14 protein-coding genes are annotated in these 17,375 nt (G+C 68.8%); 8 read left to right on the plus strand and 6 right to left on the minus strand.

What is annotated here, in order from left to right:
- Positions 1-6: 6 nt before the first annotated feature.
- The 6 genes from NS331_RS11135 to NS331_RS11155 all read left to right on the plus strand — a co-directional run bounded on the left by NS331_RS11135 (position 7) and on the right by NS331_RS11155 (position 10,579).
- The gene (locus NS331_RS11135) at positions 7-8,160 is read left to right on the plus strand and encodes a phage tail protein (protein ID WP_058642055.1); all 8,154 of its coding nucleotides are present in this window, start codon (positions 7-9) and stop codon (positions 8,158-8,160) included.
- Complete coding sequence (locus tag NS331_RS11140) at positions 8,160-8,741, plus strand: HI_1402-related protein (protein WP_058642056.1); 582 nt, start codon at positions 8,160-8,162, stop codon at positions 8,739-8,741. The genes NS331_RS11135 and NS331_RS11140 overlap by 1 nt, the downstream gene beginning before the upstream one ends.
- Positions 8,742-8,801: 60 nt before the next feature.
- Complete coding sequence (locus NS331_RS11145) at positions 8,802-9,122, plus strand: hypothetical protein (RefSeq protein WP_058642057.1); 321 nt, start codon at positions 8,802-8,804, stop codon at positions 9,120-9,122.
- 166 nt (positions 9,123-9,288) lie between these two features.
- Positions 9,289-9,552, plus strand: a complete 264-nt coding sequence (locus NS331_RS25500; RefSeq protein ID WP_082702404.1) for a zinc finger domain-containing protein — start codon at positions 9,289-9,291, stop codon at positions 9,550-9,552.
- A complete protein-coding gene (locus tag NS331_RS11150) occupies positions 9,470-10,255 on the plus strand; it encodes a DNA adenine methylase (RefSeq protein ID WP_058642058.1) in 786 nt (261 codons plus the stop codon). Before NS331_RS25500 ends, NS331_RS11150 begins: the two co-directional genes overlap by 83 nt.
- Before the next feature lie 78 nt (positions 10,256-10,333).
- Positions 10,334-10,579, plus strand: coding sequence for a hypothetical protein (locus NS331_RS11155; protein ID WP_058642059.1), 246 nt, complete (start codon positions 10,334-10,336; stop codon positions 10,577-10,579).
- A gap of 73 nt (positions 10,580-10,652) precedes the next feature.
- Here NS331_RS11155 and NS331_RS26655 read toward each other — a convergent pair whose 3' ends face one another.
- Positions 10,653-10,808: a hypothetical protein gene (locus NS331_RS26655; RefSeq protein ID WP_193758086.1), complete on the minus strand. Its 156-nt coding sequence runs from the start codon at positions 10,806-10,808 to the stop codon at positions 10,653-10,655.
- A gap of 676 nt (positions 10,809-11,484) precedes the next feature.
- On the opposite strand from NS331_RS26655, the gene hemP reads away from it, so the two are divergent.
- Positions 11,485-11,706, plus strand: coding sequence for a hemin uptake protein HemP (hemP, locus tag NS331_RS11165; RefSeq protein ID WP_058642061.1), 222 nt, complete (start codon positions 11,485-11,487; stop codon positions 11,704-11,706).
- Positions 11,707-11,898: 192 nt separating this feature from the next.
- On the opposite strand, the gene NS331_RS11170 is transcribed toward hemP, so the two are convergent.
- Positions 11,899-12,306 carry a GlcG/HbpS family heme-binding protein gene (locus NS331_RS11170; RefSeq protein ID WP_058642062.1) on the minus strand — a complete coding sequence of 136 codons (408 nt, stop codon included), beginning with the start codon at positions 12,304-12,306 and terminating at the stop codon, positions 11,899-11,901.
- Between the two features lie 182 nt (positions 12,307-12,488).
- Between NS331_RS11170 and NS331_RS11175 the strand changes: the two genes are divergently transcribed.
- Positions 12,489-13,190 (plus strand): Bax inhibitor-1/YccA family protein, encoded by a 702-nt coding sequence (locus NS331_RS11175; RefSeq protein WP_058642063.1) that lies wholly within the window; start codon positions 12,489-12,491, stop codon positions 13,188-13,190.
- Between the two features lie 78 nt (positions 13,191-13,268).
- Here the strand turns inward: NS331_RS11175 and rlmD are convergent, their stop codons facing one another.
- From rlmD to surE, 4 genes are all read right to left on the minus strand, one after another.
- Positions 13,269-14,735 carry a 23S rRNA (uracil(1939)-C(5))-methyltransferase RlmD gene (gene rlmD / locus NS331_RS11180; protein WP_082702405.1) on the minus strand — a complete coding sequence of 489 codons (1,467 nt, stop codon included), beginning with the start codon at positions 14,733-14,735 and terminating at the stop codon, positions 13,269-13,271.
- Between the two features lie 120 nt (positions 14,736-14,855).
- Positions 14,856-15,749 carry a peptidoglycan DD-metalloendopeptidase family protein gene (locus NS331_RS11185; protein ID WP_058642064.1) on the minus strand — a complete coding sequence of 298 codons (894 nt, stop codon included), beginning with the start codon at positions 15,747-15,749 and terminating at the stop codon, positions 14,856-14,858.
- 11 nt (positions 15,750-15,760) lie between these two features.
- Positions 15,761-16,420: a protein-L-isoaspartate(D-aspartate) O-methyltransferase gene (locus NS331_RS11190; RefSeq protein ID WP_153012820.1), complete on the minus strand. Its 660-nt coding sequence runs from the start codon at positions 16,418-16,420 to the stop codon at positions 15,761-15,763.
- 132 nt (positions 16,421-16,552) lie between these two features.
- Entirely contained in the window at positions 16,553-17,317 is a 765-nt protein-coding gene (gene surE / locus NS331_RS11195) for a 5'/3'-nucleotidase SurE (protein ID WP_058642066.1), read from the minus strand.
- Positions 17,318-17,375 lie beyond the last annotated feature (58 nt).

Below are 17,375 nucleotides of genomic sequence, written 5' to 3' on the forward strand. Positions count from 1 at the left end.
CTCCTGGTGCTGCTGGCCAGCTTCGTGCTGCCAGCCCATGCGGAACCGGTCACGACGTTCTTCACGGCCATCGGGTACGCCCTCGGCGCGTCCACCGCCGCCACGGCGTTCTCTGTCGGCGCGTTCGTTGTCTCCACCGCGGTGACCATCGCGACGTCGGCATATCAGTCCAGCCAGGCCAAGAAGGCTGCTCGGGCCGCAGCCGCCAAGCAGCTCGCCCAGGACATCGCGTCGTTGCAGGACCGCACGATCACGGTCCTGCAGTCCGATTCGCCACCGCGCGTGGTGTACGGCTCGCCCGCGCCCTTCGCCGGATCCGTGACGGCAATGTTCTCGTCCGGTGCCGGCGACGAGTGGACCCACATGGTGGTGATCTGGGCGGGCCACCCCTGTGCGGGCATCGATGAGATCTACATCGATGACGATCCGGTCCAGGCCGACGCGAACGGCTGGACCACGAACGAAGCCCTGTTCCACAAGGCCACCAGCGGCTTTGATCTGAGCGCCGGGCCGGCGGTGCACGTGTCCCACCACCTGTCGCCCGGCGGCGTGGACGTGGCCGACGCCTATCTGATGGACGTGCTCAACGTTCGCAGCCCCGGGCTCTGGACGGCCGACCACAAGCTGAGCGGCTACACGTACTCGGTCATCAGCGTCAACAAGGTGTTTGAGCGGTTCCGCAATGGCCTCTCGTACAAGATGCTGGCAAAGCTGCGCGGCAAGCTTGTGCTGGACGTGCGCACTGGCCAGCGCGTGTACAGCCGCAACGCCGCGCTGTGCCTGGCCGACTTCCTGACCAGCGAAGAGGGCTTACAGGCCGAGTTGGATCAGATCGATCTGGATGATCTGATTGCCGCGGCGAATGCGTGCGACGAGCAGGTGTATGGCCCGGAGGCCGTGGCCGACCTCACCAACTTCGGCGGTAGCCGCGCGCGCTACGTGGTGGACGGGCTCTTCAAGACCGACCAGGACCGCGACGCCACGCGCCAGCAGCTCGAAGGCGCCATGGCCGGCCGCTGCCTGGAGAGCGCGGGCGTCTGGCGCATCCTGGCCGGTGCATGGTCCACGCCGGTGATGCACCTGACCGCGGACGATCTGCTGGCGCCCAGCAGCGTGGAGCAGATGTCCACCCCCGGCAAGAGCCGGTTCAACGGCGCCAAGGGCAGCTACGTGCGCGCCAACGGCAACGGCATCAGCGAGGATTTCGCGCCCTACAGCAACGCGACCTTCCTGCAGTTGGACGAGGTCGAGCGCCTGGATGACCTGGCGCTGCCCTGGACCGGCGCGCACGTGCGCGCGCACCAGCTGGCACGCATCAAGGTCGAGAAGAGCCGCGGTGGCTTCACCGTGCGCATCCACCCCAAGATGCGCGCATGGGCCGTACAGCCGGGCGACCGGATCCAGCTGACCGAGCCATACCTTGGCATCATCGGAAAGAACTTCGTCGTCACGGACTGGGTGTATTCGCGCTCGACGCCGCTGTCCCTGCTGCTGGAGGAAGACGAGCCCGATTACTACGACCTGGCGGACGAGGTGCGCGCCGACGCCGCGCCCAACACGAACCTGGTTAACCCGTTCGCGTTGCCCAACGCGCCGCAGGGCCTGACGGTGTCCAGCGGCCTCGAGGCGGCGGCCGTCCAAGGCGCCACCCTTGTGGTTCGGGCACACGTGCAGTGGAACCGTGCCGTCGACGCGCGGGTTCTGTTCGGCGGCGCGGTGCGGGTGCAGTGGCGCGAGGAAGTCGCGCAGGGGCAGGACGAGAAGCCATGGCAGGTGATCGAGCTGCCGGGCGAGTCGGTCGACGTTTACCTGCTCGGCCTGGATGTGGGTCAGCCCTACATGGTGCGGGTCCAGTTCGTCACGTCGGTGGCCAGCTCGCCCTGGGCGTACTTCGGTCACACGGTCGAGGGCAACACCGAGAACCCGGCCGACGTCTCGGGCCTGGAGCTGTGGATCGCCAATGACGGCATCCGGGCCCGCTGGGCGGCGCCCACCGGCGTCGACCTCCTCGAGTGGGACGCCACCCAGGTGCGCCGCGGCGCCACCTGGCTGGCCGCTGCGGCCGACGTGCGCTTCGACGGCCGCACCACTACCGCGAACCTCGGCTGGTTCCCCGCCGGCCCCCAGGTGGTCTGGGCCGCTCACCACTCGGTCACCGGCCGCTGGTCGGCGCCGATCTCCTCGCCCATCGCCATCACCATCCCGGCGCAGCCCATCGTGAGCTTCGGGATCTCGATGCAGTTCGTGCAGTTGAAGTGGCCAGACTGCCGCACGAGCCAGCCCATCGCCTACTACCTGGTGCGGCGCGGGCAGGCCTGGGCCACGGCCGAGGCTATCGGTCAGTCCGCCGCCACCTCGTTTAACTTGCAGGGCCAGATCGGTGCCGCTCGGTACTGGGTTGCGGCCGTCGACGTGGCCGGCAACGTCGGCGCGCCGGCCTATGTCGACGTGACGGTCGAGCAGCTCATCGAGGGCGCGCTCGACACGCTCGACCAGCAGCTCGGCGACGCCTTCCAGCAGATTCAGCAGTCGAACAGCGACTGGGCTGCAGCGGTCGCCCAAGCGGCGCAGACTCAGGCCGCCGCGCTGCTGCAGGCGGTGCAGAAGAGCGCGGCGGACCTGGCAGCGGAGGCGCAGGCGCGCGCCGCCGCCATCACGGCCGCAGCGGCCACCGAGGCACAGGCCCGGGCGGCTGGGCTGGCGCAGGCGGCGCAGGACCGCGTCAACGCCCTGGCCAGCGAGGTGATCGCCCGCAACGCGGCGATCCAGCAATCCGAGATCGCGCTGCAGGCGAGCATCGATGCCCTGCACACCCAGCTCGGGGACATCATCGGCGCGGCCGACTACGACCCCGCGCACGCCTATGCCGCCGGCGAGCTGGTCAAGAAGGACGGCAAGCTCTGGCGCTCCCTGGCCGCCATGCCGGCCAACGCGGGCCACGCGCCGCCGGACGCCGCCTTCTGGCAGCTGGTGGGCAACTATGACTCCATCGGCGAGGCCGTCGCCGCGCTGGCGGCCCAGTCCGAGGAACAGCTCGCGCGCATCCAGACGGTCGAGGGCGGGCTCGCTGTGCAGGCCAGCAGCATGCAGAACGTGCAGGGCCGCCTGCATTCGGTGGAAGGCGGCACTGCGGCGAACGCTGGTGCCATCGGTGGGCTGCAGGCCCTCACGTCCGACATCAACGGACGCCTGGTCAGCGCGGCCCAGAACGTCCTTGACCTGCAGGCGCTGACGCGCCTGGACCTGGGCAGCCTCGTGCGCGACGGACAGTTTGACCGTGTCGGCACCTGGTCGGGCATTACGCGTACCCCGCGCACCGCCGCCGGCGTGCCCGCGGGCGCACCGACCACCTATGTCGGCTTCAAGCCCGGCCGCGACTCCTACGAGAACGGCCAGGCCTTCTACGTGCGGCGCGGTGATCGGTACTGGGCCACGGCCACGGTGGCGAGCGTCAACGCGGCGCTGCCCTTCACGGTCGGCTTTCACTTCCACAACCCGGAGACGAACCAGCATCACTGGCACGCGGCCGATGTGACCTATGCCACGGCCGGCGCCTGGAAGCGCCTGGAGGGCGAGGTGCCGGCGCCCGACTGGGCGACGGTGGCCGAGGTGTGGCTCCAGATCAACGGCAGCGGCGACCTGTCCGGCGAAGGCTGGTACGTCACCAACGTGGACGCCCGCAGCATCGCGAGCCAGGGCGTCACCAAGGCGGCTATTCAGGTCCAGGCGACGGCCAACCAGGCCACCAGCGCACGCGTCGACCAGCAGGGCAACACGCTCGCCAGCCACGCCAGCGACATCCTGCGCCTCACGGGCGACGTGGCCGGCAAAGCCGACGCCTCGGTGGTCCAGTCCATCCAGCAGACCGTGCAGCAGCACGGCACCGAGCTCTCCACACAGTCCGGCCAGCTCGTGAGCATGGCGAACCGCCTCACGGGCGCCGAGGGGCAGCTCAGCGGGCAGGCCTCGGCGTTCGCGCAGCTCAGCTCCACGGTGGTGGACCTCAACGGCACCTTGACGGCGCACACCCAGCGTCTGGACCAGCAGCAGACCGCCCTCGGCACCAAGGCCAGCGCCTCGGCGCTGGATGCCACCAATGTGACGGTGGGCAACCTCGCCAATCAGGTCGGCAGCGAAGCGGCGCGCACCACGGCGCTGACCGCCCGCATGGACAACCTGGCCGTCGGCGGGGCCAACCTGCTGACGGGGACGCGCGACTGGGCCACCGCGACGTTCAACGGCCCGACCGCGCTCGACGGCGAGTTCCTCGGCCTCAAGGTTCTGCGCTCGGACGGCCCTTGGGCCTACCGGTCCTTCCCCCTGCACGTCGAGGCGGGCCAGCCCTACGCGCTGAGCTTCTGGGCTCGCACGACGGCGGATGCCCCGGCCAATGGCGGCGTCTACTGGTTCAACGGCACGATGGAGGTGGAATGGACCTTCACCGGCCAGATGAAGCGGTACGCCTGGCTCTTCACGCCGGGTGAGACGCGCGACCTTTACATCCGCATCGAGTCGAGCAACGCCGGCGGTGGCCGCTCGATATGGGTGGCCGGGCTCAAGGTCGAGCGCGGCAACGTCGTCACGGACTGGGCGCCTTCGGCGGGCGATCTGTCGGCGGCCGACGCCAAGCTGGTCGCCGAGTCCAGCGCCCGGGCCGATGCCGACTCCGCGCAGAGCGGCCAGCTCGTGAGCCTGGCCGGCCAGGTCGCGGGCAAGGCGGACAGCAGCGCGCTGCAGGCGGTCCAGCAGACCGTGCAGCAGCACGGCGACGACATCGCGGCGCAGTCCCTGCGCACCGATGGCCTCGCCAGCCGTGTGGGCGCCGTGGAGGGCAAGGAGACGGCCAACGCTGGCGCCATCGCGCAGCTGCAAAGCGGCGCCGCCCAGACGGACGGCCGGCTGAGCGCCCAGGCCCAGGACCTGGTGGTCCTCGATGCCAAGTACGACCGCCGCACGAGCAACGACGGCGCGAACTGGATCGACAACCCGACGCTGGCACTGAACGCCGAAGGCTGGTCGGCCACCGTGCGCCGCGCCGCCGCCGACGCCGATGTGCCGGCCGGCGCGCCCTGCGCCTTCGTGGGCCACCTGCAGAATCGCGACGTTTTCGTCGGGCGGACGGTCACCGTCAGCCCCAAGGGCAAGCTCTACGCAGCCGCGTGGATGGCCCGCGGTGCGGCGGCGAACTTCGGCGCGGCGGTCGGCTTCGCCTTCCTGGATCGCAACGGCACCCTCTTCGACTTCCGAGCCGCGGCAGGGCTCGGGAGCACGGTGGGCGCCTGGTCGTTCGTTGGCGGCGAGGTGGACGTGCCGGACAACGCCGTGGCGGCATGCGGCTGGCTCCAGATCGACACCTTCTCCGCCTACGCCGAACAGCGGGTATTTGCGGCGCTGCCGGAGTTCCGCAGCGCTTCGGTCACGGGCGCGGTGCGGGCCACGCTGGCGGCGCAGGCCCAGGCGCTACAGCAGACCACGGCCCGTCTCGACCAGCAGGGCAACGACCTGAGCAGCCAGTCGGGCCAGCTGGTGAGCCTCACGAACCGCATGACCGGCGCCGAGGGCACGAACGCGGCGCAGGCCGGGCTGATCGGCGAGCTGCAGTCCAACGTCAGCAGCATCAACGGCCAGCTCACGGCCCATACGCAGCGCCTGGATCAGCAGCAGGCCGCCATCGGCACCAAGGCCAGCGCCGCGGCGCTGGACGCCACCAACGTCACGGTGGGCAACCTCGCCAACCAGCTCGGCAGTGAAGCAGCGCGCACCACGGCGCTGACTGCCCGCATGGACAACCTGGCAGTGGGCGCCGCCAACCTGCTGACAGGAACCCAGGACTGGAGCGGCGCCGCCTCCTCGTGGGGCGCGAACGCCCTTGACGGTGAGGTCTACGGGCTCAAGGTGCTGCGCTCGGATGGCAATTGGGCCTACAGGTCATTCGCCGCGCGGATCGAGGCAGACCAACCCTACGTTTTCAGCTTCTGGGGTCGTTGCCTGCCCGGGGCGAACAACCATGTGGGCATCTTCTGGTTCACCGGCCAAGATGAACAGTCGTTCTTGCTCACGGGCGAGTGGAAGCGCTACAGCTGGGCATTCAAGCGCTCACAGCTGGCTGACGTCTACGTGCGCATCGAGCCCTGGGACGCCGCTGGTGACCGGCCCGTGTGGATCGCCGGGCTCAAGCTAGAGCGAGGAACGGTCGCCACCGATTGGGCGCCGTCCGCCGGCGACCTGTCGGCGGCCGACGCGCGGCTCGTGGCCGAGTCGAAGGCACGCGCCGATGCCGACACCGCGCACAGCGGCCAGTTGGTCAGCTTGGCGGGCCAAGTAGCCGGCAAGGCCGACAGCAGTGCGCTGCAGCTCGTCCAGCAGTCGGTTCAGCAGCAGGGCGCGGACATCGCCGCTCAGTCGCAGCGATACGACGGCCTGGCCTCGCGCGTTGGCACGGTCGAGGGCAAGGAAGCGTCCAACGCCGCCGCCATCGGGGTGCTGCAGTCCAGCAGTTCGGACATCAACGGCCGGCTGACCAGCACCGCGCAGAACGTGGTCGACCTGCAGGCGCTGACGCGTCTGGACCTCGGAAGCCTGGTGCGCGACAGCCAGATGAGCAAGGGGGGCTGGTGGGGCATTAACCGTGAGGCGGCGTCGGCCGCCGGTGTGCCCGCCAATGCGCCCACGCCATTCGTTGGGCACCACATGGGGCGCGACGCCGGCGAAGGCGGGCAGTCCTTCGCCGTGCGGCGGGGCGAGCGCTACTGGGTCACGGCAACGGTGGCCAGCAACAACGCCACGTTGCCCTACACGGTGGGCTTCCACTTCATCAATCCCGCGACGAACCAGCACCACTGGCACGCGGCCGATTCCACCTACTCGACGGCGGGCGCATGGAAGCGGCTTGAGGGCGAGGCGCCGGCACCCGACTGGGCGACGCAGATGGAGGTGTGGCTCCAGATCGGTGGCATGGGCGACCTGTCCGGCGAGGGCTGGTACGTCACCAACGTGGACGCCCGCAACATCGCGAGCCAAGGCGTCACCAAGGCGGCGATTCAGGCGCAGGCTGCGGCCAACCAGGCGACCAGCGCGCGGGTCGACCAGCAGGGCAGCGACCTCGCGGCGCAGGCCGCCAGCGTGACGCAGCTGAAGGCGCGCGCGGACGGGATCGACAGCAGGGCGGCCACCATCGAGCAAAGCCTGTCCGTCACAGCGACCACCGCAGGCAAGGCGCTCGCCCGCTACACCTTCCGGCTCGATGTCGACGGCCGCATCAGCGGCATGGTCTACGACAACGACGGGCAGATCAGCCGCATGGCTTTCCTGACCGACGTCTTTTCGATCGGCTCACCCGGGTATGCCGACAAGCCCGTGTTCACGGTGGGCACCGTCGGCGGCGCCGGCGCGCTGGGCTTCCGGGGGGACATGTACCTTGACGGTTCGATCACCGCGCGGTCGCTGAGCGTCCAGCAGCTGTCGGCCATCACCGGCAACCTCGGCACGATCTACTCTGCAAGCATCGTCCTGCAGAGTGGGACGGACGGCGGCGGAGAGTATTGGGGCACGTTCCGCACGCACGGAAAGTGGTTCAACGACGGGCAATGGGGCTTTGCCTTCGGTCGCCGTGGCACAGACGGGGCCGTCGGCGTCGACATCACGGGGCCCACGATGGGCCTGCAGATGTTCACGTGGGCGAACCACTTCCGCCTCTTCGGGCCTGGCTTCGAACTCAACTCGTGGTCGGGACTCACCATCGGGCAGGCCGACGTCATCGACACGCTGCACGTGCGCGGCGGGGCCATCACCACGCCCTTTGCGGCTGGCGGCAATGGCGCCGCACTGGTCCAGATCGGAATCCCCGGCGGCCAGACGTGGCGGGTCGTTGCGATTGCCTGCACCACGGGTGGCGAGACACCGAGCAGCAATCAGCACTACATCCACATCGACCTGCGTCGGGGTGAGAACGACCAGATGCTCAGCTCCGACGGCCCGAACCTGCCGACCTACTACGTGCCGATCTCCGAGGAAGAGGCCGGCGGCCAAACGCATAGGCGCATGGGTGTCAACGCGACTTACCAGCGCGTCATGGACCTTGGCCCAGGCGTCTACAACATCTGGGGCACCACGCTGGTCGGCTGGATGACCCTCTCCGTCATCGTCGTGAAGAAGCCCTGATGGCCAACCCTTACACCATCGTCGACGCCGACGGCATCGTGGTCATGCATGGCCTGGTGCCCGGCTCCATCTTCAGCCTGCCGGTGCCCGACGGCTGCCGCATGCTTGCCATGCAGGGCGCGCCCGACAGCTACGTGCAGGGCGGCGTGCTGATGCCCATCGGGGAGGCGCCATCGCGGCATCACACGTTCGACCGACAGGCCAAGGTCTGGGTGTGTGTCCGCACCCTTGCCGATTACCGCGCCGACCAGCTGGCCGCCGTCAACGCAGCCTTCGAGGCGGCGAGCCAGGCGCTCACAGAGGGCTATCCGGCATCGGAGCGCCTGACATGGCCGATCCAGCAAGCCGAGGCGCTTGCCTGGGCAGCTGATCCGTTCGTATCCACGCCCTATCTCTACGGCCTGGCCGCGGCGCGGGGCATCGATGCCGGCGAGCTGTTGCGCAAGACGCTGGCGAACGTCGAAGCATGGATGGCTGCGAGCCAGCAGCTCATCGGGCGCCGGCAGGCGCTGCGTGATGCCATCGCCGCGGCGGCCACGGTCGAAGCAATCCAAGCCATCACCTGGGAAGGGGGTGCATAGCGACACATCCCCACCACCTCCACGCCTTCGCTACCTCAACCAACTAAGGAAATTTGAACCATGTCCAAGATCATCGCCCTGCATAAGCCGCTCACCGACGCGGCCACCGGCGCACCCGTCACGCACTTCGTCATCAGCCAGTACACCGTGGTGGTCGATGGCACCAAGAGCCAGGCTGTCCTGCAGGGCTACATCAGCGCCGAGGCCAAAGCCGCCGGCAAGCGCCCGCTGGCGCACATCGCCCAAGACGTCGCCGGCACGCCGGAAGGCGACACGCTGCAGTGGCTGTACGGTGAACTGCTGAAGGTGGAGACGGGCGACCTGGCCGGCGCGGCTGCAGTGCTCGAAGAAGCGCCGTCGACCGCAGCCGAGGCTGCCTGAGCCTGCAAGGGAAAGCGGGCGAAGACCCGCAGGGAGGAAAAAAGACAGGGCGAATGCTTTCGGTGTTGCAGCACCTCAAGCACCCGCCTCCGCCGTGACGACGCACGGCATCGACCAAAGACCCTGCCACCTGGTACCAGGCGGGGCGGATGATAGGTGATGCCCGATGTACGAGATTCGATGCGGCCAGTGCCGGCGCAAGCTGGCCATGGCCGATGCAGGGAGCGTAGAGATCAAGTGCCCGCGCTGCGGGACGTTGAACCACTGGAGGGCCAGCACCGCTGATCGCGGCGGACCGAGCCCCACACCAGCGCGCCAGCGAGCGCCCTTTCAACAGAAGGACGTTCATGACGCAGAAAAGCCCGCTCGCATGGCTGGGTGGCAAGAGCCGCCTCGCCGATCAGATCATCGAGCGGATGCCACCCCATGAGACCTACTGCGAGGTGTTCGCAGGGGCCGCCTGGGTGCTCTTTAAAAAGCCGGAAAGCAAGGTCGAGATCATCAACGACATCAACTCCGAGCTGACCAACTTGTACAGGTGCGTGAAGCACCACCTGGCCGAGGTGGTGCTCCAGTTCCGATGGATGCTGGTGGCCCGCGACGACTTCGACCGCTTCCTGCGGACGCCCGCCGACTCGCTCACAGACATCCAGCGGGCGGCGCGCTTCTTCTACCTGGCCAAGTCCAGCTTCGGCGCCAAGATCCACAAGCCGACCTTCGGCATCGCGGCCACCGGCGCCCCTCGGTTAAACCTGCTTCGGATCGAGGAGGAACTGTCCGATGCGCATGCGCGCCTGGCGCGCGTGTTCATCGAGAACCGCCCCTTCGACCAGGTGCTGCAGCGCTTCGACCGGCCAGGCACGCTCTTCTACGTCGACCCGCCCTATTGGGGCTGCGAGAAGGACTACGGCGAGGGTCTGTTCACCCGTGACGACTTCGCGCGCCTGGCGGCCCTTCTGGGGGCCTGCAAGGGCAAGTTCATCCTGAGCCTCAACGACACGACCGGCGTGCGTGAGACCTTTCGGGACTTCAGGATTGAGCCGGTCAAGACCCGCTACTCAATCTCGGGCACAGCGAAGCAGGAGGTGGGCGAGGTGCTCATCACAAACTTCAAGCCGGGGCGCAGTGGCTGAGTGCGGCGGTCTGGCTTGGTTGCTGGCCGGCGCCGTCAGAGCGGTACTGGCGGCGTACCAACCCAACCCCGAGCCTCCATGAAGACCCAGACCACCGACACCGGCCTCAGCCTGATCCAGGCGCAGAGGGAGCCCACTGCCGCAGCGGCCTACCAGGCGCACCAGGCGAACATCGCGATCATCCTGGCCGCGCTGCATGACCGCCTTGCGGCGCATGCCGAGCGGGCGGCGGCAGATCCGACGAATTGGGGCTTCGCGGGCGACCTCGGGGCGATCCAGGGCCGGCTGTTGGAAGCCACCGAGTTCATGCCGCCTGTACGCTGAGCGCCGCGTCAAGCGGAAACAGGGCCCCTTCGGGGGCCTTTCTGCTGGCCCGGTTGCCGGCTATGCACACGCTCTACTGGTGCGGCAGGGTAATGTCTTCAGACAGGGCAGGCGGGAGCAAATCGGCTCTCGCTGCGGCCCAATGCCAGACTTCATTTCCGTCACGCTTGCCCATGCGCAGTTCGAACGTGATGAAGACCCAGCCCAGCAGCCGGGTGTAGATGGTCACAGGCACTGGGCTGTCCTGGCCCCTGCCGGCGTAGGGAAGCTGATGAGCGGCGGCCACGACGTCGTCTGCACGTACTGCCCGCAGGATTCCCTCTTCAGTCATATGTCTCGCCCTCATCAATTGGCAACGGCGCGAGCCTGAAGCGGGCGCGTACGGTTCGGGCGGCCTTATTCAGTACGGCCACCTCGGCATCCATCACATCAAACCGAGGCTGGACCAGCCAATCACCGCTTCCATCTGGGCATCTGAGGATTGCGAAGAAGACGTAGGCCGCGCTGTCATCCCCTGGACCGCACAGCACTTCCTTTCTCACGCGTGAAACCAACTCCGAAGCGGTCAACGGGGGGAGGTCGGCGACGGTGCGCGACGCGCTTGGCATCCGTGGCATTGTCCTCCGCTGCCGTGAAAGTCCTAGGAAAAAAAACGGGAACACTTCTGGTAGGGGCGGACGGCGGACGTTTGACAAGGCTGGCGCTTTGTGGCGCGTTTAACCTTCTGCCAAAGCGCGCGACAGTTTCTGCCAAAGACGGCGCAAATCTCTGCCAAAGCGCGCGGCGCGCTTCATACGAGCCCTTACCGCAAAAAAAGCTATCGCAGCCATTGCATCACTAACTGCGAATCGTTATCATTTGCTCATCCGCTCAACGCGACCTACACGTTCGAAAGGACCACCACCGTGCAAGCCCAGTCCAACCACGCCCAGAAGGTTCTCAGCCATCCCTCGCTCGACCAGTCGGGCGGCGGCAGCGGCTCGGCCACCGCCCTGGTGCCCTCCCCCGCCCAACTCCTGCAGAGCACCGACCTGCTCAAGGGCCAGAAGACCATCGGCATCCTGCACAACGGCGCGCTCTACCGCCTGCAGGCCACCAAGCTGGGCAAGCTGATCCTCACCAAGTGAGGCCTCCGCTGCCCCGACTGTTCATCGTGGGGCGACTCGAGGAGATCTGACTCTCCAAGGGTCGTTTTTGGCCAGCCAGTGAATCGACCAGCCACGCCTTTTTTCCCGCATCGAACGACCAACGAAAAAGCGACCCTCGGGTCGCTTTCTTGTTGGCGAGAGGCCGCCCGCACGGGCCGGCGGCCTACAGCCTCACAGGCCGATGGCCGCGATGCCGGCCTTGGCAATCTGGGCATCTTCGTTGGACTTGACGCCGCTCACGCCGACGGCGCCGATCACCTGGCCGTCCTTGACGATCGGTACGCCGCCTTCGAGCAGGCCGTCCACGGTCGGTGCCGACAGGAAGGCCGTGCGGCCACCGTTGATGATGTCTTCGTAGACCTTGCTCTCGCGGCGGCCGAGGGCGGCCGTGCGGGCCTTGGCAGGGCCGATGTGGGCCGACACCGGGGCGGCGCCGTCCAGGCGCTGCAGCCACAGCAGGTGGCCGCCGTCGTCGCAGATGGCGATGGTCACGGCCCACTGGTTCTTCACGGCCTCCGCTTCGGCGGCGGCGGCGATCTTCTTGATGTCTTCGAGTTCGAGGAAGTGCTTGGTTTTCATGGGGCCGAAGAATACAGGAAGCCTCGCAGGCCGCGCCGCAGCAGCGGCGGGGCCACAAGACCCCAAGCACCCAAAGGGCGATGCCCCATCCTGGATATGCCGGCGGCGCCCTTGATCCTTGCTAGGATGACCCGCATCTGCGTCCAGACGCAGTCCTTGTTCAACTTTTCAGGAGTTTTGCCATGAACGACAGAGCCCCCACCTTCGACACACCGGCCGGCTACGGCCAGGTGCTGCCCCAGGCAGAGCGCAACCGCGTTCTGCGCAACACCTACTGGCTGCTCGCGCTGAGCATGGTGCCCACCGTGCTGGGCGCTTGGCTGGGCGTGGCCACGGGCATCACGGCCGCGCTCACGGGCGGCCTGGGCCTGGTGGTGTTCCTGGTCGGCGCCTTCGGCTTCATGTTCGCCATCGAGAAGACCAAGAATTCCGCCGCCGGCGTGCCGGTGCTGCTGGGCTTCACCTTCTTCATGGGCCTGATGCTCTCGCGCCTGATCGCCGCGGTGCTGGGCTTCCAGAACGGCGCGCAGCTGGTCATGACGGCCTTCGCCGGCACGGCGGGCGTGTTCTTCGTCATGGCTTCGCTGTCCACGGTCATCAAGCGCGACCTGAGCGGCATGGGCAAGTTCCTGTTCGTCGGCGTGATGGTGCTGTTCGTGGGCTCCATCATCAACGTGTTCGTGGGCTCCACGGCGGGCATGATGGCCATCTCGATGGCCGCCATCGGCATCTTCTCGGCCTACTTGCTGTACGACCTCAAGCGCATCATCGACGGCGGCGAGACCAACTACATCACCGCGACGCTGGCGCTCTACCTGGACGTGTTCAACGTGTTCCAGTCGCTGCTGGCCCTGCTGGGCATCTTCGGCGGCGAGCGCGACTGACGTCGGGCTTTCCATGCCGGATTAAGAAAGGGGCCTCGCGGCCCCTTTCGCATTTCCGGCGCCGGCGCGCCGGCGGTGTCAGCCTTCCAGGTCGAACACGGCAATCGATTCCACGTGCGCCGTGTGCGGGAACATGTTGACCGCGCCCGCAAAGCAGCAGCGGTAGCCCGCCTGGTGCACCAGCAAGCCCGCATCGCGCGCCAGCGTGGCCGGATTGCAGCTGACGTAGACGATGCGCTTCGGCGGCGTCCAGCCGTCGGTGCGCAGTTCCGGCTGCTGGTGCAGGTCGGCCAGGGCCTTGGCCAGCGCGAAGGCGCCCTCGCGCGGCGGGTCGACCAGCCAGCGCTCGGCCCGGCCGTCGGCCACCAGCATGGCGGGCGTCATCTCGAACAGGTTGCGGGCCACGAAGTCGGTGCGGCCCCAGGGCCGGCTCGCCGCCTGGCGGTTGGCCGCGGCGTTCTGGCGGGCACGGGCGACCAGCGTCTCGCTGCCCTCGATGCCCAGCACCTCGGCCGCCAGCGTGGCCAGCGGCAGGGTGAAGTTGCCCAGCCCGCAGAACCAGTCGATGACCCGCTCGCCGGGCTGCACGTCCAGCAGCCGCAGGGCGCGGGTGACGAGCACCCGGTTGATGTGCGGATTGACCTGGGTGAAGTCGGTGGGCCGGAAGGGCATGGTGATGCCGAACTCGGGCAGTTCGTAGGCCAGGGCCGGCACCGCCTCGTCGAGCAGGTGCACCGTGTCCGGCCCCTTGGGCTGCAGCCACCATTGCACCCCGGGATGGGCGGCGGCGAAGTCGCGCAGCCGGCCACGGTCGGCCTCGCCCAGCGGCTCCAGATGGCGCAGCACCAAAGCGATGACGCCCAGCTGCGTGGTGCCGGCGGCATCACCGCAGGCCACCTCGATCTGCGGGCAAGTCAGGCGGGCGTCCATCGAATCGATCAGCGCGCGCAGCGGCATGAGCATGGCGCTCACGGTTTTGGGCAGCACGGGGCAGATTTCCATGTCGGCCACGTAGCGGCTCTTGCGCTCGTGAAAGCCGATCAGCGTGGTGCCCTTCTTCTGCACGTAGCGCACCGACAGCCGCGCGCGGTAGCGGTAGTGCCAGGCCGGACCTTCGATGGGCCGCAGCAGGGTGTTCGGCCGCACCTTGCCCAAGTGCCACAGGTTGTCCTCCAGCGCGCGCTGCTTGACCGCCACCTGCGCGCCGGCGTGCAGGTGCTGCATCTTGCAGCCGCCGCAGGCACCCGCGTGCAGGCCGAAATGGGGACAGCCGGGCCGCACCCGCAGGGGCGATTCGCGGCGGATGTCGGTGAGCTGGCCCTGCTCCCAGTTGTTCTTCTTGCGGTGCACGTTGGCCCGCACGATTTCGCCGGGCAACGCGCCGTCGATGAAGACGACCTTGCCGTCGTCCCGGCGGGCCACGCCCTGGGCATCCAGGTCGAGCGATTCGACGGCAAGCCAGCCGGGCTCGAGCACCGGCCGGGCCGAAGCGGCGGCTTGGTCGGAGAGCGCGGGAAGGTCGGCGGGAAAGGCGGTGGCCGACATGCCGGCGGGGGCTGCGTCGGTGGCGGCGGGGGACGTGGGGAGCGTGTCCTTGTTATCGAGGGAATCCGTCATCCCCCGATTGTCGCCGGCCGTCCCCACCGGGCCGGCCGGCGGGGCCGGTCAGGGACGCGCCGGCAGGTAGCGCGAGGGATCCACCGGCTTGCCCTGGCGGCGGATCTCGAAATGCAGCTTCACGCGGTCGGCGTCGCTGCTGCCCATCTCGGCGATCTTCTGGCCCTTCTGCACCGCCTGGTCTTCCTTCACCAGCAGCGTCTGGTTGTGGGCATAGGCCGTCAGGAAGGTGTTGTTGTGCTTGAGGATGATCAGGTTGCCGTAGCCGCGCAGGCCCGCGCCGGCATAGACCACGCGGCCATCGGCCGCCGCCAGCACCGGGTCGCCGGCGCGGCCGGCGATGTCCAGCCCCTTGTTCTTGGCATCGTCGAAGCCGGCGATGAGCGCGCCCTGGGCCGGCCAGATCCAGCCGAGGTCCTCGTCGGTGCCCGCGGCCGGGGAACTGCCGGCCGGCTTGGTGGCCGGCGGCGTGGCGCTGGCGACCGGCGGCGTCGCCGCCGGCGCGGAGGCGCTGCCCGAGGGCGGCACTGCCGTGGCCGGCGCACCCGCGACGGCGGGCGGCACGGCAGCCGGTGCGCCGGCCACTGGCGGTACCACGCGCAGCACCTGGCCGACCTCGATGCGGTCCGGGTTGTCCAGGTTGTTCCAGCGCACGATGTCGCGCCAGTGCTGGCCGGTGTCCACGGCGATGCGGCGCACGGTGTCGCCGGGGCGCACGGCGTAGTAGCCCGGCTTGCCCAGGTTCTCGATGCCCGGCAGCGGCTTGCCGCTGGCATCGGTGGTCGGCAGGCCGGAGGCGGACGGCGTGCCCGCGCTACCGCTGACCGGCGTGCGGTCCTCCACCGGCGCGGGACCGCGCGGCGTGGTACAGCCCATCAGCACGATGGCAGCCGCTGCGACGCCCACCCAAGCCAGCGAACGCCGGCGACCAGAACCCTGCATATGTCGTTCCTTCATGCAATCCCCGATTTTAGAGGCACGAAATTCACGGCCTCAAGCAACCGGCGTTCAATCCCCCTGTTCGTTTTGTCAATGATGACAAGCGCTTGGCCCGTATTTCCAGACTGTACTGGAGCAACGATGCGCCCACCCACGGCCAACTGGTCCAGCCAGGTGGCGGGCAGCTCGGCCCCGCCGGCGGCCGAGATGATGCCGGCATAGGGTCCGCCGACGGCATAGCCCTGCATGCCGTCACCCAGCAGCAGGTGCACCGTGGGCAGGCGCAGCGGCCGCAGATTGGTGCGCGCCTTCTCGTGCAGGCCGCGCAGGCGCTCGATGCTGTAGACCTCGCGCGCCACCTGCGCCAGCACGGCGGCCTGGTAGCCGCAGCCGGTGCCGATCTCCAGCACCCGGCCGAGCCGGGCCTGGGGCTGGTCAGCCAGGGCGGGCGCGGCCAGCAGCAGTTCGATCATGCGGGCGACCACGCTCGGCTTGGAGATGGTCTGGGCCAGTCCGATGGGCAGGCTGGTGTCCTCGTAGGCCTGGGCCGCCAGGGCGCCGTCGACGAAGGCATGCCGGGGCACGGCGGCCAGGGCGCGCAGCACGCGCTCGTCGGCGATGCCCTGGGCCGCCAGGCGCTGCACCATGCGGGCGCGCACGGCGTCGGAGGCCATCGAGGGCGGCCCGCTCACCGGCGGCGCCGCGGCCGGACGGCCGCGCCCGCCGACGGGCGCAGCGGCAGCCGGCGGACGGCTCAGCGTGACCGGGAAGGTGGGGCGCGGGCGGGGCGGCTGGGGCACGGGGTGTCAGTCGCTGGCGTCCAGCCGGCGCACGGCCTCGCGCCACTCGCCCAGGCTGGCATGGTCGGTCAGGTCGATCTGCAGCGGCGTGACGGCCACGTGGCCGGCGGCGGTGGCATGGAAATCCGTGCCCTCGCCGCTGTCCTTGGCGCCGCCGGCGCCGGCGATCCAGTACATGGTCTCGCCGCGCGGGCTCTGCTGGGTGATGACCTTCTCGGCCGCATGGCGGCGGCCCAGGCGGCAGATCTTGATGGGCTTGAGCGACTCGGCCGGCAGGTTTGGAATGTTGACGTTGAGCAGCCAGGCCGGCTGCTCGTGCATGCGCTCGCGCTGGATGCGCTCGACCAGCCGGCGGGCGGCCTGGGCGGCGGCGTCGATGTGGGCCCAGCCTTTCTCGGTCTGCGAGAAGGCGATGGCCGGGATGCCGAACAGGTAGGCCTCCATGGCGGCGCCGACGGTGCCCGAATAGATGGTGTCGTCGCCCATGTTGGCGCCGTTGTTGATGCCGGAGACGACGAGGTCGGGCCGGTAGTCGAGCAGGCCCTTGAGCGCGATGTGCACGCAGTCGGCCGGCGTGCCGGTGACGTAGCGGAAGCCGTTGTGGGCGCGATGCACGTACAGCGGGGCGGCCAGCGTCAGGGCATTGGACTTGGCGCTGTTGTTGTGCTCGGGCGCGATGACCTCGACGTCCGCCACCTCCCGCAGCGCATCGTGCAGGGCCACGATGCCAGGGGCCTGGTAGCCGTCGTCGTTGGATATGAGGATCTTCATGGGCGGGCGGGATTCTAGGAGGCCCGGCGCCGCGGCGGCGGGCCTCCTAGAATCCCGC

The organism is Pseudacidovorax intermedius, assembly GCF_001476815.1.
In the GTDB taxonomy this organism is placed as follows: domain Bacteria; phylum Pseudomonadota; class Gammaproteobacteria; order Burkholderiales; family Burkholderiaceae_C; genus Xenophilus; species Xenophilus intermedius_A.

Excerpts from the sequence above, each read along its gene's own strand:
- NS331_RS11140 (WP_058642056.1), top strand. The coding sequence starts at position 8,160 with ATGGCCAACCCTTACACCATCGTCGACGCCGACGGCATCGTGGTCATG.
- NS331_RS11145 (WP_058642057.1), top strand. The coding sequence starts at position 8,802 with ATGTCCAAGATCATCGCCCTGCATAAGCCGCTCACCGACGCGGCCACC.
- NS331_RS25500 (WP_082702404.1), top strand. The coding sequence starts at position 9,289 with ATGTACGAGATTCGATGCGGCCAGTGCCGGCGCAAGCTGGCCATGGCC.
- NS331_RS11150 (WP_058642058.1), top strand. The coding sequence starts at position 9,470 with ATGACGCAGAAAAGCCCGCTCGCATGGCTGGGTGGCAAGAGCCGCCTC.
- NS331_RS11155 (WP_058642059.1), top strand. The coding sequence starts at position 10,334 with ATGAAGACCCAGACCACCGACACCGGCCTCAGCCTGATCCAGGCGCAG.
- NS331_RS11170 (WP_058642062.1), bottom strand. The coding sequence starts at position 12,306 with ATGAAAACCAAGCACTTCCTCGAACTCGAAGACATCAAGAAGATCGCC.
- NS331_RS11175 (WP_058642063.1), top strand. The coding sequence starts at position 12,489 with ATGAACGACAGAGCCCCCACCTTCGACACACCGGCCGGCTACGGCCAG.
- rlmD (WP_082702405.1), bottom strand. The coding sequence starts at position 14,735 with ATGTCGGCCACCGCCTTTCCCGCCGACCTTCCCGCGCTCTCCGACCAA.
- NS331_RS11185 (WP_058642064.1), bottom strand. The coding sequence starts at position 15,749 with ATGCAGGGTTCTGGTCGCCGGCGTTCGCTGGCTTGGGTGGGCGTCGCA.
- NS331_RS11190 (WP_153012820.1), bottom strand. The coding sequence starts at position 16,420 with ATGGCCTCCGACGCCGTGCGCGCCCGCATGGTGCAGCGCCTGGCGGCC.
- surE (WP_058642066.1), bottom strand. The coding sequence starts at position 17,317 with ATGAAGATCCTCATATCCAACGACGACGGCTACCAGGCCCCTGGCATC.